The organism is Pseudomonas sp. DF5 (assembly GCF_058148225.1).
In genome coordinates this window covers 1-14,052 of the sequence record NZ_JBYVYM010000015.1, presented here as the reverse complement: position 1 = coordinate 14,052, position 14,052 = coordinate 1, and the positions used below count along the sequence as shown (strand labels likewise).

Here is a 14,052-nt window from a genome sequence, read left to right as displayed (position 1 = left end):
GTCAGCGGGTTTTTCACGTTTGAAATCTCTGTTGTCTGCGCGGTTGCCATCGCGGGTTTAACTGACGTCACGCCCCGCTCAACCCCTTGATCACCTGATCCACATTTCCTTCCAGCTCGGCCACCGGATCCGCCGCATCGACACTCAACACCACCAACCGACTACCTGCCTGCGAGATCGCCGCTTTCACCGCCTCCGACGGTTGTCGATGATGCAACACCACCGCCACGTCATGGTCCTTGAGCGTCGCACTTAACTGCTTGAGCGCTTCAGGCGTCCACTCGGCATCCGGCCGTGGATCGAGGCCGATCAGCTCCAGGTTGAGGCCGCCGATCAGGTAGCCGAAATGATCGCTCAGGCTCATCACGCTCAGGTTATCGGCACTGGCCAGCCGCGCTTCGCTGTCGGCACTGAGCTTGAGCAGGCGCTGCTTGAGCGCTGCCAGATTGGCCTCGATGGTCGGTTTGGCCGCCGGCGCCAGGCGCACGAGGTCCGCCGCCATCACGTCTGCCATGCGCCCCATGTTGTTGCTGGAAAGCCACGGCTGGCTGTTCAACCCGTCGACCTTGCTGCCGGGCTGCACGGCGATGCCGGGAAGGGCGCCGTCCACCGGGCGGGCGGCGTCGACTTCGACGATACGAATATTGCTGCGCCGGGATATCGGGTACAGCGGATCATCCGCCCACAGCGAACGCAGACCAATCACGGCATCGGCGTCGGTCGCCAGCTTGGCCAGCGCCGGAGCGCCACGGCCGGTGAAATAGGCGGTCTGTCGGCTGCCGGGCAGATTGTCCGGCGCGGCCCGTTGCAGTTTGACTTCGGTGCCTTTGAGCAACACTTCGCCCAGACCATAGGTGATCGGCAAGGACGCCAGCACGTGCAGCGGTTTGGCGCTGTCCGCCGCAAAGCCAGTATTGGCCAGGCCGCACAGGGGCAATGTGAAGGTCAATGCCAGGGTCAGTTGACGCAGAGAAAAACACATTTATCCGAGGTTCCCTTTCAGACTTGGGACGATGCCGCGAGCGATCGCGGCCAGAGCGAAGGCGATACCGGCCACCAGAATGATCGCGGCACCGGACGGGATGGGCAGGTCAAACACAATCGGCGCGAGAATTCCGCACAAGGTGCTCACCGTGGCAATCAGCACCGAACACCAGAAGAAACCCTTCAGCGATTGACTGAGCAAGCGCGCGGCCGCCGCCGGAATCACGAGCAGGGCGCCGACCAGAATCGCGCCGATGACTTTCACCGCTGCCACCGTGATCAGCGTCACCAGGATCACGAACAGGTAGTCCAGGGTTTTCACCGCCACACCACGTACCGCCGCCAGTTGCGGGTTGAAGCTGGCAAGCATGATGCGGTTGTACAGCGGCAGGGCCAGTGCCATCACCAGTGAGCCGACGATCGCCAATACCAGCAGGTCGTTGCCGTTGACCGTCAGTACCGAGCCGAACAGCACGTTTTCCAGAATGTGCACATTGATCTTGCCCGCCAGAATCAGCAGCAGACTGGCACCCAGCGCCAACGACACCGACAGAAACACGCCGATCAATGTATCCGGCGCCAGACCCGTGCGGTTGCGCAGGTAGTTCAGCAAAATCCCGAACAGCAGGCAGTAACCGAACAGGCTGCCATAAGGCCCGGTGTAAGGTTCACCGAGCAGAATGCCGATGGCCACGCCAGTCAACGCCGCGTGACCCACCGCTTCGGAAAAAAACGCGAAGCGCTTGACCACCACCAGCGTGCCCAAACCGCCCAGCACCGGGCCGATCAGTAATCCAGCGAGCAGGGCGTTGACCACAAAACCATAGGCCAGCGCTTCCGGCAGGTAACCTTGCGAGGCCCAACCCTGGACCATCAAACGAAAGGCTTCGTAGCTCATCAGGCAGCGCTCCGGGGATGGGTCGAGAACAAGGTCAGCAGTCGCTCCGGGGTCAGCGCCTGTTTCGGCGTGGCATCGAACAGCACCCGGCGATTGAGCCCGGTGACCCGGTCGGCCAGGCGCCCGACCGCTTCCAGATCATGCTCGATCCACAGCACTGTGATGCCGCTCTGGCGCCAATCGCCCAGCAGCCGTTCGAACACTTGGATACCGGCCTCATCCAGCGCCGACATCGGCTCATCGAGCACCAGCAACTGTGGCGCCGGAATCAGCCCTTGGGCCAACAAAACCCGCTGGCGCTCGCCACCGGACAGCGCGCCCATGCGCCGTTTACGTTTGTCCTGCATGCCGACCCGTTCCAGCGCTTCGCCAATCGCTGCGGCGTAATGCTTGCTCAAGCCGAGAAATGCCGGGCGCCGCTGACACATGGCCGCCATGAAGTCGTCGACGGTCATTGGTAAACCGCGATCAAACTCCAGCGCTTGCGGCACGTAGCCGATCGTCCCGGGTTCGTCGGGCCATTGCAGGCTCAAACGGCCCTGATGCGGCATCTGCCCGAGCAGGGTCTTGATCAGCGAACTCTTGCCGCCACCGTTGGGGCCGACCAGGGCATGCACGCTGCCGGGCCGGACCTGAAAGGTCACGTTGTCGAGGATCGTCGTGCGACCGAGGGTCAGGCTGACTTCGGCGAAGTCGAGGGTCGGGCCGGCGCTTTGTACGGTCAGGGTTTCTTGAGCGGTCATGCGCCGGACTCCTGAATCGCCCGAACCACGGTGTTGAGGTTGCCGGTCATTTCCTTTTCGTACTTGTCGGCGGTGTATTCGCCATAGGAAATGTGCGACAGCGGATACAGCTTCACCCCCGATTCGCGCTGGATGGTTTCGACGTAAGTGGACGGGAAATCCATCTCCGAGAAGATCACTTTCACGTCCAGCTCCCGCAGTTGATCGATGGTCTTTTTCAGTTGGCTGGGGCTGGGTTCGATGCCGTGGGCCGGCTCGACCACGGCGGTGACTTCCAGGCCGAACTCGCGCAGCAGATAGTCGTAGGCGGCATGGACCGTGGCCACGCGCAGCTCGGCGTTCGGCGCCTGGGTCAGTTTGGCCAGGGCATCGGCGCGCATCTGCCGCAGGCGCTTACCGTAGGCGCGGGCATTCTGGGTGTAGGTTTTAGCGTTGGCCGGGTCGAGCTTGCCCAACTCGCGGGCAATGTTGTTGACCTGGGCAATCGAAGCGCTGATCGACAAGAACGTGTGCGGGTTCACCACTTTACCGGCACCGCGAGCGGCGACACCGGTGGCGGCCAACAGCGGCACGTTTTCGTTGGCTTCGATCACTTTGATATTCGGGGTTTCGCTGGCGGCGATCATGCGGTCGGCGAAGTCGTCATGGCCCACGCCGTTGAGTACGATCACGTCGAGCCCGCTGATGCGTTTGATGTCCTCGGCGCGGGGCTCATAGGCGTGCGGGTTGAAACCGGCCGGAATCAACGGCACCACTTCGGCCTTGTCGCCGACGATATTGGCCACGTAGCTGTAATAAGGGTGCAGGGTGATGCCGATGCGCAGACGCTTGGCTTCGTCGGCACTGGCCAGAGGCATCAGCAAACAGGCAAGCAGGCTGACCAACAGCAGGCGTAAAAAAGGGCGTTGAGATGAACTAGGCATGGGGAAGCGGTCTTCTCTCGGGGGAGGGCGAGGGTTCAGTGCCGATGCTGGCGGGTGACCCCGGCATCGAACTGCGCGACGATCTGCTGCCAGCCGGAGCTTTCGAGCGCGGTGTCAGTCAGATCTGTCGGGGGCGTGAGGGCTTTGCCGCGGTTGAGCCAGACGTCTGGAGCATCATCGTCAGCAGTCAAACGCATCAGAAACGAGCCGGCCACGGTGGGTGTCTGGCTCTGGCCGAAGTACGCCTTGGCGTCCAGCAATTGCCAGGCATGAGCGCCTCGACTGACGGAGCTGGCGTCCTGGGCAAACGGCGCGAAACCTTCCTCGGCGAGGGTGGCGGGTGTGGGCAGTGCTTGTTGTTCCTCACGCAACAGATGGATTTCATCCAGCGTGACCCGCAGATCTGCGTAAATACCTTGCTCGGATGCGCTCAAGTCGCGACGGGCATCCAGTTGATGGCTGCCGACGCTGCTCACTTCCCGGGACTCGCCGCGCCAGGCGACCACCGAGCCGGCCACCGCCAGGATTATCAGGCACAACAGCAACACATAGAGGGTTTCATGGCCGGCACCGGCGGGCCGCACCACTTGGGTCGTTGATGTGGTCATGCTCATGTTCAGGGCGCCTCGATGTCGGCTTGGTCGATCTCGACCACGTGGCCGGGACCGGCGTCGAACAGCACGTAGAATTCAGCGCCGGGCTTCTTGAACGTCAGGGTCGAATCGGCGCCGAGCTTGCCTGGCACCAGAATGGTTTCGTCGTAGCCGATCACATCCAGGGTCACGCCCGGCGCGCCGCTGCCGTCGGAGAAACCACCGGTGCAACGGATCTGTTCGGCGTCGATGGCCTTGCACTCGCACATCGGGTTGTGGGCCAGGGCACTGGCGCTGAAAGCGGCGCAGAGCGCCAGTAAAACCGGGCTAAAAGCGCTGATCATGGTTTGCCTCCTTGTCTGGTCAGCCATGCGATGGTGGCCGGGGATGCCTGGCTCAGAGGAATGGAGGCTTGATGCATGGCACCGTCCCAGCCTTCCATGGTGATCCACAGCTCAGCATCGTTTTTGGTCTTTTCGGGTACCGGCAGCGCGGCGCCCATGTTGTAGGGCGTGCCGAAGAAAATCACCCCGGCTGCGCGCAGGCTGCGCGGTTTGCCAATGCGCAGGTAAGTCGCCTTGACCTGATCGCGACAGCTGTCGCAGAGCGCGGCATTGAAGAACTTCAAGTAACCGGCGGGGCCATCGGATACAGGGGCAGCGTTGCGCAATTCAGCCAGTCGCAGGCTCCAGGGGCCGACCTGAACTTCACCGATTTCCCGCTCCCCCAAGCCGGTGTCTCCGCGAAACAGCGCTGCGTCGGCGAAGTATTTGGGCATGAACCCCAGCGGCACCAGCAACAGCAGCACGTTGATGTGGAAGCGCCATGTGTGCCAGAAACGACTTAGCGGCGAGCGCGGCTTATCTGCTGCGACCTGGCTCATCGGCTGCCCTCCGTGGCTTCGCGGCTCATGACCGGCTGATGGGTCAAGGCTGTCCGTGGACGCTTGTTGCTGCGCTTGAGCGCATTGGCCGTGGCCAGGGCGGTGCGTTTGGTCCAGATCAACAGGCCGCTGAGGACCATCATGCTCAGGATCAGGCCGAAGAAGAACCAGATCAGCTTGATCCAGATACCGCCGAAATCGCCGGTGTGCAGCGGACGCATGGATTCGGTCACCAGCTCCAGACCCGAACGATCCGACAGCAGGCGCGTGGTGGAAATGTCACCGGTGTAAGGGTTGACCTCGGCGCTCTGGTAGATCAACGGGTACCAACTGCGCCCGCTCACCAAAAGATGGCTATAGGCATTGGCGGGCAGGCTGACAGAGCTGTCTTGCAGACCGGGAATGCGTTCCTTGGCCTCGCGGATCGCGCTTTCCAGGCTGATCATCGGCGCTGGTGCGCCATCGGCGGTGAGCGGCACGCTCTCACGCGGGACGACGGGGGCGACCGGCGCGGTGGAAATCGAAATATGGTTATCGGACAGGATCGCTTCAATCATGAACCAGGTGCTGGTGACGGAAATCACCGCAATGAACCAGATCGACCAGATGCCGCTGAGCCGGTGAAAGTCGCCCCAGAAAATCCGCGCGCCATGACGAATGCGCAGGGTCGGTCGCAAGAAGCCTTTCCAGAACCGTTTGTAGACCACAAGCCCCGTCACCAGTGAAGCCAGCATCGGCAAGCCGAGGAACGACACCAGATACCAGCCCCAGCTGTAGCCGTTGGTGAATGGCACCAGCCACCAGCCATGCAGTGCGCGAGTAAAGGCCTGGAAGTTGAAGGGTGGAGCAGTGCCTTGAATCACCCCGCTATAGGGGTTCACATAGACCGTCACCGAGCGTCCGTCCGGGTAACTGACCTTCACGTCCAGGGCGAAATGCGACTCGTCGGGACGGTTGATACTTTCGACCAGCGTTTGGGGTTCGGCCTTTTTGATGGCAGCGATGATCTGGTCATAGCTGAGCAGCGGCGCGTCGTCCGAGGGCGGGCTGGCGCGCATTTGCGGGTTGGCTAGCCAGACGATTTCCTGACTGACTACCGCCAATGTGCCGGTCACACAGACGATCAATACAAAGAACCAGATGGGCAGGGTCAGCCAGCTATGGACCAGAAACCAGAGTTTTGAGCGGGATTTCTTCGACATGATTAAAGGTCTTGTTTCGATGAGAGGACCTCTGCTGCGGGCTTCCCAGCGTTGAGGTCCATGAAAGGCCCGGTCGTGGCTTTTGCCTACGCGACCGGCTGCATCTAAATAAGACGTATGAGCATCGGAAATCCCGAAAGGGGATATGAAAGTAAATGTTTCGTGTTTCTGCGCTGTGTGGGAACAGCCAATATTGATGTTGAATGTGATGGCCCCCTCGCGAGCCTGCTCGCGATGGGGGCTGATCACGTACCGAAGCTATCAACCCTGCTTGAACATCTCCTTCGCCCGCTGTTCGATCTGTTCCTGCGTCAGATCCTCCTTGCGCGTGGCCAGAAACCACACATGCCCATAGGGATCCTTCAAGGTCCCCGTGCGGTCGCCATAAAACTGATCCTTGACCTCGGACACCACCGTGGCACCGGCATCGATGGCCTGTTTATAGGACTTGTCCACATCGTTCACATACAAATGCAGCCCCACGGACGGTGACTTGTCCGGGTTGCTCAAAGGGCCCTGGTCGCAGGGTGTGCCCAGCATGATCGGGCAATCGCCAATGCGCAGTTCGGCATGCCCGATGCCGCCATCGGGCATGGCCAGGCGCATGACTTCGGTGGCGCCAAAGGCTTTCTTGTAGAAGTCGATGGCTTCGGCAGCTTTCTGAATGCCCAGATAAGGGGTGATGCTGTGATAACCCTCTGGAATAGGTTTAACGCTCATGACGGTTCTCCTTTAATTATTGTGGAGTTAGGGTGTTCCTTCGCCGATTTCCGCTCGGATAACTATAGGTCAGACCCTTCGCCACAACCGAATGCCCGACGAGTTGCCGCGCCGCTATTTCCGATCAATCCCCGCCCCAAGCAGCTGTGCCCCCGGCCCGCGGTCCCCGAGTACATCCCCAAAGTTTCGCAACGGACACGCCTCCATCGACAAACAGCCACACCCGATGCAGCCATTGAGCCTGTCCCGCAGCAGGGTCAGCTGATTGATCCGTTCATCCAGATCCCGACTCCATTGCGCCGACAGCACCTTCCAGTCCGCCGCCGTCGGGGCCCGGTTATCCGGCAGTGATTGCAACGCCTCGCCGATCTCCGCCAACGGAATTCCCAGCCGCTGAGCCACTTTGATCAACGCCACCCGCCGCAACACTTCTCGCGGATAACGCCGCTGGTTGCCCTGATTGCGATTACTTTTAATCAGCCCTTTGGACTCATAAAAGTGCAGCGCTGTAACCGCCACGCCGCTGCGCGCAGCCACTTGGCCGACAGTCAGTTCTTTATCCAGGTTTTTCGAGGTGATCATTTAAAAAATGCCCCTTGACCTCAAGTTAACTTGAGGTTTTACCCTGCAGGCCTTCGAATCGCAAGATCCGGCTTAACACGCAAGTGGGGACTATTCATGCACGCTCCAGAGAAGAATCGCAGCTTCGCCCAGCTGATCGAATTCGAAATCGAACCCCGTCAGCAATCCGCGCTGGTGTCGGCACTGTCGGCGCACACCGAGCGCCTGGCCGGGGGCTACCCGGGTTTTCTGAGTGCCAGTATCCAGGCCAGCGACGATGGCCGGCGGGTGCTCAATTACCTGCAATGGCAATCCCGCGAGGCCGGGGAGGCCGCCTTCCGGAGCTTCGAAAGCGGCGAGCAGGACTTCTGGCAGCTGATTCGTGTCCATCGGGCGAAAACTGTGACCTTCGGCTCGTTCCAGGTGTTACACAGTCTGGAGCGCAGTCACGACAATGCGCTGCACTGTAAGTTGGTGCATCAGCGGTAAGAACCTGGATCGACAGGTTCTCCGTAGCGCGACGCCTGTTTACCACCAGTTCGCCGATCCCCGATACCCACTATCGAGAGCATTGATTTCTGCCCGTCAGGGCTCGCGGGTAGCCTGTATTCATTGCCCCGAACCCAGCTATCCGGACGCCCGAAATGAAAACTCTACTCACCACTTTCTTGCTGCTAGCCGTTTCCGTCCTCGCCGGATGCGCCAGTCATGTCTCACCGGAATTGCGTCCCTACACCGCCGAAGAAACCCGGGAGCTGGCGCTGGAAGCCTTGAATCGTCGGGGCTTGTCCTTCGAGGAGTACCACGCGAAGAAAGCCGAATTGCTCGGCCAGCCGACCAAATCGATCAGTTTTGACAAGCAGGGCGAGATGAACGCCGAGCGCACAGTACAGCTGCACGGTCGCCAAAGCTGAGCGACAACTGTACTGCTCGAACTTTCACGCAACTGTCCATGGGTTTCCCTCAAGGCGTGCGATAGGGTCAACACCTGACTGACCCTGATGGACTGCACCCATGACACTCTCACTCGACCTGCTGCTGGGCTTCGCCCTGTTTGCCCTTGTCACCTCGATCACCCCCGGCCCGAACAACACCATGTTGCTGGCTTCGGGCGTGAATTTCGGCTTTAGCCGCACCATCCCTCACATGCTGGGCATTACCTGCGGCTTCTTTGTGTTGGTGGTGGCCGTCGGGTTCGGCCTGGGCACTGTGTTTCAAACCTATCCATTGCTTTACACCGTGTTGCGTTATCTCGGCGCGGCGTATTTGCTGTACCTGGCCTGGAAGATTGCCCATTCCGGGCCAGTCGCCGAGAGTGAGCAGGGCGGGGGCAAGCCGATCAGTTATTTGGGGGCGGCGGCGTTTCAGTGGGTCAACCCGAAGGCCTGGATCATGGCCATCGGTGCCATCAGCACCTACACGCCGATGCAGGGCTATTTCACCAACGTGATTGTGATTGCCGCGGTCTTTGCCCTGATCAATTTGCCAAGCGTTGGTGTGTGGGCCGGTTGTGGGACGCTATTGCGCAATGTGCTACGTGATCGCCGCTGGTTGCGTCTGTTCAACTGGGGCATGGCCTTGTTGCTGGTGGCTTCCATGTATCCGTTATTGCTTGAAAGTTTTAGCTGACGCATTGCTTCAACCGGTTGCCCGATGCCTGTTAAGCTCGACTTCAGGAGCGTTCCTACGCACTTTTAAATGAAGTTGTTCTTCTTTAACGGCCTCCGATCAGGTATTGCTGTCGTTCTGCAAATTCGGCGCCGCTCATGAGGTGGCGCTTTGATATTTCCAGTGACGAGCTTCCTGATCCCGGAACACGCTCTGCGAGTCTTCTATGAATAAACGTCCGTTGTATTTCGACTACGCCGCCACCACGCCGGTGGATGAGCGGGTCATCAAGGTGATGGTTGAGTGTCTGGGTTTTAGCGGTAACTTCGGCAACCCTGCCTCCAGCTCCCACACCTTCGGTCAACAGGCCCGGCAAACGGTCGAGCACGCACGGCGCCAGGTCGCCGAACTGGTGGGCGCCCAGGCCGATCAGATCGTCTGGACCTCCGGCGCCACCGAATCCAACAACCTGGCGCTCAAGGGCGTGGCCCAGGCCCGCGGTGTGTCCGGCGGACATGTCATCACCAGCCAGATCGAACACAAGGCGATTCTCGACACCGCCAAACAATTGCAGGACACCGGCGTTGCCGTGACGTATCTGGTGCCCGATGCGGAAGGCCTGATTACCCCGCAAGCGGTCAGTGAGGCGATGCGCGAAGACACCTTTCTGGTGTCGCTGATGCTGGTCAACAACGAACTGGGCACCGTCAACGACATCCCGGCCATTGGTCAGGTGGTGCGTGATCGCGATGTATTGTTTCACGTCGATGCGGCCCAGGGCGTGGGCAAAGTGGCGATCGACCTGGCCCAATGGCCGGTGGATTTGATGTCGTTCTCGGCGCACAAGGTCTACGGTCCTAAAGGTATCGGCTCGTTGTACGTCGGGCCTCGTGCGCAACAGCGCCTGCAGGCACAGATCCACGGCGGCGGTCATGAGGGCGGGTTGCGTTCCGGCACTCTGGCGACGCACCAGATCGCAGCCATGGGCGCCGCTTTCGCACTGGCGGCCGCTTCGTTCGATGAAGAAAAGGCGACCATCGTGCGCCTGCGTGAACGCTTGCTCGATCAGCTGCTGAGCATTTCCGGTATTCGCGTCAATGGCAGTCCGACCCAACGCATTCCCCATACCCTGAGCCTGACCTTCAACGAAGGCGAGTTCAATTCCGCGGCGTTGAGCACCTCGATCGCGTTTTCCGCGACGTCGGCCTGCAACTCCGCCAGTAATGCGCCATCTCATGTGCTGCTGGCGCTGGGGCATGACGCGCGCTCGGCCAGTCGCACCATTCGCCTGAGCCTGGGGCGTTTCACCACCGAGCAGGATATCGACCAGGCTGCGCACCTGATCAAAACGGCCACCGCCAGTGCTCCGGCATTCTGGGCGACAGGTCCTTAAGCGCCGACTCTGATCGGCACCAAACAATAATGATGAAGTGGTTAGCAGGAGACACGATGAGTACGCAGCCTTCGATCAATGGATTGGTACCCCAGCGCCTGGCGCAAACCCGCGAGCTGATGAGCCGGGAGGGTATTCATGCTCTGCTGGTGCCGTCGGCCGACCCGCACCTGTCGGAATACCTGCCGGGCTATTGGCAGGGGCGGCAGTGGCTGTCGGGTTTCCATGGCTCGGTCGGTACGCTGATCGTCACACCGGATTTTGCCGGCGTCTGGGCCGATAGTCGTTATTGGGAACAAGCGAGCAAGGAACTCAAGGGCAGCGGCATCGATCTGGTCAAGCTGCAACCGGGTCAACCCGGCCCGCTTGATTGGCTGGCCGAGCAGACGCCTGAAGGCGGTGTCGTCGCAGTCGATGGCGCAGTGATGGCCGTGGCGTCGGCGCGTACCCTGAGCAGCAAGCTCGAAGAGCGTGGCGCACGCCTGCGCACTGACATCGATTTGCTGAGCGAAGTCTGGAGTGATCGCCCGAGCTTGCCGAACGAGCCGATTTATCAACACTTGCCGCCTCAGGCGACCGTCAGCCGTGGCGAGAAACTCGCCCAGCTGCGTGACGTGTTGAAAGCGCGCGGTGCCGACTGGCATTTCATTGCCACCCTCGATGACATCGCCTGGCTGTTCAACCTGCGCGGTGGCGATGTGTCGTTCAACCCGGTGTTCGTATCCTTCGCCCTGATCAGTCAGCAACAGGCCACCTTGTTCGTGGCCTTGAGCAAAGTGAGCGCCGAGTTGCGTGCCATCCTCGAACAGGACGGCGTTACCCTGCGCGATTACAGCGAAGTAGCCGCTGCCTTGCGCGCCATTCCGAGCGGCGCGAGCCTGCAAGTCGATCCGGCGCGGGTCACGGCGGGCCTGCTGGATAACTTGAACAGCGGTGTGAAACTTGTCGAAGGTTTGAACCCGACTACCCTGGCCAAATCGCAGAAAAGCCTGGCCGATGCCGAGCACATCCGCCGAGCCATGGAGCAGGATGGCGCGGCGCTGTGTGAATTCTTTGCCTGGCTGGAAGCAGCATGGGGTCGTGAGCGCATCACTGAACTGACCATCGACGAACACCTGACCGCGGCCCGTACACGGCGTCTGGATTACGTGTCGCTGAGCTTTAACACCATTGCCGCGTTTAACGCCAACGGTGCGATGCCGCACTACCATGCCACCGAAGAAGAACACGCGGTTATTGAAGGTGATGGGCTGTTGCTGATCGACTCTGGCGGCCAATACCTGGGCGGTACTACCGACATTACGCGGATGGTGCCGGTCGGCACGCCGACTGGCGAGCAGAAGCGCGATTGCACACGCGTACTCAAAGGCGTAATTGCACTGTCCCGTGCGCAGTTCCCGCGCGGCATCCTGTCACCGCTGCTAGACGCCATCGCCCGCGCACCGATCTGGGCTGAAAGCGTCGACTACGGTCATGGCACTGGTCACGGCGTCGGTTACTTCCTCAACGTTCACGAAGGTCCACAGGTCATCGCCTATCAGGCTGCTGCCGCGCCGCAAACTGCAATGCAACCAGGGATGATCACTTCCATCGAACCGGGTACCTACCGTCCGGGCCGCTGGGGCGTGCGGATCGAGAACCTGGTGTTGAACCGCGAAGCAGGCAAGAGCGAATTTGGTGAATTCCTGAGGTTCGAAACCCTGACCCTGTGCCCGATCGACACCCGCTGCCTGGAACCGTCGCTGCTGACCGAAGACGAAAAACAGTGGTTCAACGGCTACCACGCCGAAGTGCGCGAGCGCTTGAGCCCGTTGCTCAATGGTGCGGCCCTTGAGTGGCTGAACACCCGGACCGCGGCTATTTGATCGGCGAGTGTCAGGTGCTGTTTCCAGCGCAATCGATAAACGCCTGAAAGTGCTCGGGGGGACGTAATTGCATACCTGTGACCACGCGCATCAATAGGTGCCAATGGTTTTCGGCGATGTGCTCGGGGTTGAGGATGTCGCCCTTTGCTAAACGGTCAGTGACTGACGAGCGTTAGCATCCCGGGCGAAGCGCCTATCGGGCCATGTAAAGCCCGATAGGCGTAGAGGGTTATTTGCAGATGACGATCATACTGCGACTGGTATAGCCGGCGGGGTTAAGGCCAAACGGATAATCTCCGGGTTCTTCGACCGCATCCCCTGATTTGGCGATCACCTTGTACCCCTTGGGCGCGCACGAGTTGGCAGCGCTGGCGTAGCACTTGTCCCAGGAGGACGACAGCCCCGAACAGTTGATATGCAGCCCTTTCTTGCCGTGTTTGATCTGGGTTTTCGAGGTCGCCGCGCAACCCGCAACTGCAAGCACGGCGATCAGTATCAAAATTCGTTTCATTGCTGTCCTTATTGAGGCCCCGGATCTTTGTGCCCGGGTCTGCCTGCATTCGCTTTTGCTTGAAGCGTTCCGATATCCCTATCTGAAAAAGTCCATGTCTGACACCGAGTTACATAGCCTAAACATGGCCTAATTGAGCGGTAAATACCAGACCTTCGTCAAATCTCGTATCAGTCCGCGGCAACTGCGGGCTTGGCGGTGCTCCCCATGGTCATGGTCGCGCCGACGGATGCCAGAATGATGCACAGGATAGCCATCCACTGTGACAGGGAAAGGTATTCATGGAGGAACAACAGGCCGGACAGTGCACCGAACGCAGGTTCGATACTCATCAATGTGCCGAAGGTGCGGGCCGGCATTCGCGTGAGGGCGACCATCTCCAAGGTGTAGGGCAGGGCAGTGGACAGAATGGCGACCCCGATGGCAACTGGAATCAGCGAGGGTGTCAGCAGCGCGGCACCCGCATGGACGATGCCTATGGGGGCTACGAACAGTGCGGCAATCATCACGCCCAATGCGGCGGTCTGCACGCCATTGTCGGCACCAGCCTTCTGACCGAACAGAATGTACAACGCCCAGCAGGCCCCAGCACCAAGGGCGTAACCTGCACCAACCAGATCAATACCTGCACTCGTGGCGCCAGTCGGAATCAACAACAGTAAACCCGCGGCTGCCAGAGCGATCCACAGAAAGTCGATCGCCCGCCGTGAGGCATAAATAGCGACCGCCAATGGGCCGGTGAACTCCAGGGCCACCGCAATACCCAGGGGAACAGTGTTCAAGGACATATAGAAGAGGAAGTTCATGCCGCCCAGCGCCATCCCGTAGACAATTACTGTGCGCAGGGACTTTGCGGTGAGCTTCGCTCGCCATGGGCGTAACAGCAGCAGCATGATCACGCTGGCGAAGATCAGCCGCAGGGTGGTGGTCCCTTGAGCGCCGATAACCGGGAACATGCTTTTGGCCAGGGAGGCTCCAGACTGGATCGATGCCATGGCTATCAAGAGCAGGCCTACCGAGAACAGGGTCGAGGCAAGGCTGCGGGGTTGGTCATTCATTGCGTGACATCGTCCGAGGTGGGAAACGAGAGTATCGCGTTATGCGCTGGGCAATACACTGCGCATTCGTTACGGTTGCGTCTATATATAAGCAGGGATTTTGAACATCC

General features: G+C 60.2%; 17 protein-coding genes. 5 read left to right on the top strand and 12 right to left on the bottom strand.

Translation table 11 applies throughout. From position 1 onward, the window contains the following. Positions 1 to 67 precede the first annotated feature (67 nt). From AC30D7_RS15405 to soxR, 10 genes are all read right to left on the bottom strand, one after another. A complete protein-coding gene (locus AC30D7_RS15405) occupies positions 68 to 982 on the bottom strand; it encodes a metal ABC transporter substrate-binding protein (RefSeq protein WP_490134639.1) in 915 nt (304 codons plus the stop codon). Next, positions 983 to 1,882, bottom strand: a complete 900-nt coding sequence (locus AC30D7_RS15400; RefSeq protein ID WP_007934243.1) for a metal ABC transporter permease — start codon at positions 1,880 to 1,882, stop codon at positions 983 to 985. It abuts the gene before it with no gap. Continuing rightward, entirely contained in the window at positions 1,882 to 2,625 is a 744-nt protein-coding gene (locus AC30D7_RS15395) for a metal ABC transporter ATP-binding protein (RefSeq protein WP_490134638.1), read from the bottom strand. The genes AC30D7_RS15400 and AC30D7_RS15395 overlap by 1 nt, the downstream gene beginning before the upstream one ends. Continuing rightward, positions 2,622 to 3,548 carry a metal ABC transporter substrate-binding protein gene (locus AC30D7_RS15390; protein WP_490134637.1) on the bottom strand — a complete coding sequence of 309 codons (927 nt, stop codon included), beginning with the start codon at positions 3,546 to 3,548 and terminating at the stop codon, positions 2,622 to 2,624. The genes AC30D7_RS15395 and AC30D7_RS15390 overlap by 4 nt, the downstream gene beginning before the upstream one ends. Positions 3,549 to 3,583: 35 nt before the next feature. After that, positions 3,584 to 4,156 (bottom strand): DUF6162 family protein, encoded by a 573-nt coding sequence (locus AC30D7_RS15385; RefSeq protein ID WP_490134636.1) that lies wholly within the window; start codon positions 4,154 to 4,156, stop codon positions 3,584 to 3,586. 8 nt (positions 4,157 to 4,164) lie between these two features. After that, a complete protein-coding gene (locus AC30D7_RS15380) occupies positions 4,165 to 4,485 on the bottom strand; it encodes a hypothetical protein (protein ID WP_490134635.1) in 321 nt (106 codons plus the stop codon). Beyond that, the gene (locus tag AC30D7_RS15375) at positions 4,482 to 5,024 is read right to left on the bottom strand and encodes a thiamine pyrophosphate-binding protein (protein WP_490134634.1); all 543 of its coding nucleotides are present in this window, start codon (positions 5,022 to 5,024) and stop codon (positions 4,482 to 4,484) included. Before AC30D7_RS15375 ends, AC30D7_RS15380 begins: the two co-directional genes overlap by 4 nt. Then, complete coding sequence (locus AC30D7_RS15370) at positions 5,021 to 6,226, bottom strand: PepSY-associated TM helix domain-containing protein (RefSeq protein WP_490134633.1); 1,206 nt, start codon at positions 6,224 to 6,226, stop codon at positions 5,021 to 5,023. Before AC30D7_RS15370 ends, AC30D7_RS15375 begins: the two co-directional genes overlap by 4 nt. 261 nt (positions 6,227 to 6,487) lie before the next feature. Further along, positions 6,488 to 6,946: a VOC family protein gene (locus tag AC30D7_RS15365; RefSeq protein ID WP_490134632.1), complete on the bottom strand. Its 459-nt coding sequence runs from the start codon at positions 6,944 to 6,946 to the stop codon at positions 6,488 to 6,490. A 114-nt stretch (positions 6,947 to 7,060) separates the two neighbouring features. Continuing rightward, the gene (gene soxR, locus AC30D7_RS15360; RefSeq protein ID WP_490134631.1) at positions 7,061 to 7,528 is read right to left on the bottom strand and encodes a redox-sensitive transcriptional activator SoxR; all 468 of its coding nucleotides are present in this window, start codon (positions 7,526 to 7,528) and stop codon (positions 7,061 to 7,063) included. Positions 7,529 to 7,624: 96 nt separating this feature from the next. Between soxR and AC30D7_RS15355 the strand changes: the two genes are divergently transcribed. From AC30D7_RS15355 to AC30D7_RS15335, 5 genes are all read left to right on the top strand, one after another. Next, positions 7,625 to 7,996: an antibiotic biosynthesis monooxygenase gene (locus AC30D7_RS15355; protein WP_490134630.1), complete on the top strand. Its 372-nt coding sequence runs from the start codon at positions 7,625 to 7,627 to the stop codon at positions 7,994 to 7,996. A 155-nt stretch (positions 7,997 to 8,151) separates the two neighbouring features. After that, on the top strand, positions 8,152 to 8,421 hold the full coding sequence (locus AC30D7_RS15350; protein WP_192379612.1) for a hypothetical protein: 270 nt from the start codon (positions 8,152 to 8,154) through the stop codon (positions 8,419 to 8,421). A gap of 100 nt (positions 8,422 to 8,521) precedes the next feature. Then, a complete protein-coding gene (locus tag AC30D7_RS15345) occupies positions 8,522 to 9,136 on the top strand; it encodes a LysE family translocator (RefSeq protein WP_490134629.1) in 615 nt (204 codons plus the stop codon). A gap of 205 nt (positions 9,137 to 9,341) precedes the next feature. Then, on the top strand, positions 9,342 to 10,508 hold the full coding sequence (locus AC30D7_RS15340) for a cysteine desulfurase family protein (RefSeq protein WP_490134628.1): 1,167 nt from the start codon (positions 9,342 to 9,344) through the stop codon (positions 10,506 to 10,508). 56 nt (positions 10,509 to 10,564) lie between these two features. Continuing rightward, positions 10,565 to 12,373: an aminopeptidase P family protein gene (locus tag AC30D7_RS15335; RefSeq protein WP_490134627.1), complete on the top strand. Its 1,809-nt coding sequence runs from the start codon at positions 10,565 to 10,567 to the stop codon at positions 12,371 to 12,373. 229 nt (positions 12,374 to 12,602) lie between these two features. On the opposite strand, the gene AC30D7_RS15330 is transcribed toward AC30D7_RS15335, so the two are convergent. Both AC30D7_RS15330 and rhtA read right to left on the bottom strand, forming a co-directional pair. Next, the gene (locus tag AC30D7_RS15330) at positions 12,603 to 12,884 is read right to left on the bottom strand and encodes a hypothetical protein (RefSeq protein WP_007934217.1); all 282 of its coding nucleotides are present in this window, start codon (positions 12,882 to 12,884) and stop codon (positions 12,603 to 12,605) included. Positions 12,885 to 13,054: 170 nt separating this feature from the next. Continuing rightward, positions 13,055 to 13,942, bottom strand: coding sequence for a threonine/homoserine exporter RhtA (rhtA, locus tag AC30D7_RS15325; protein ID WP_490134626.1), 888 nt, complete (start codon positions 13,940 to 13,942; stop codon positions 13,055 to 13,057). Positions 13,943 to 14,052 lie beyond the last annotated feature (110 nt).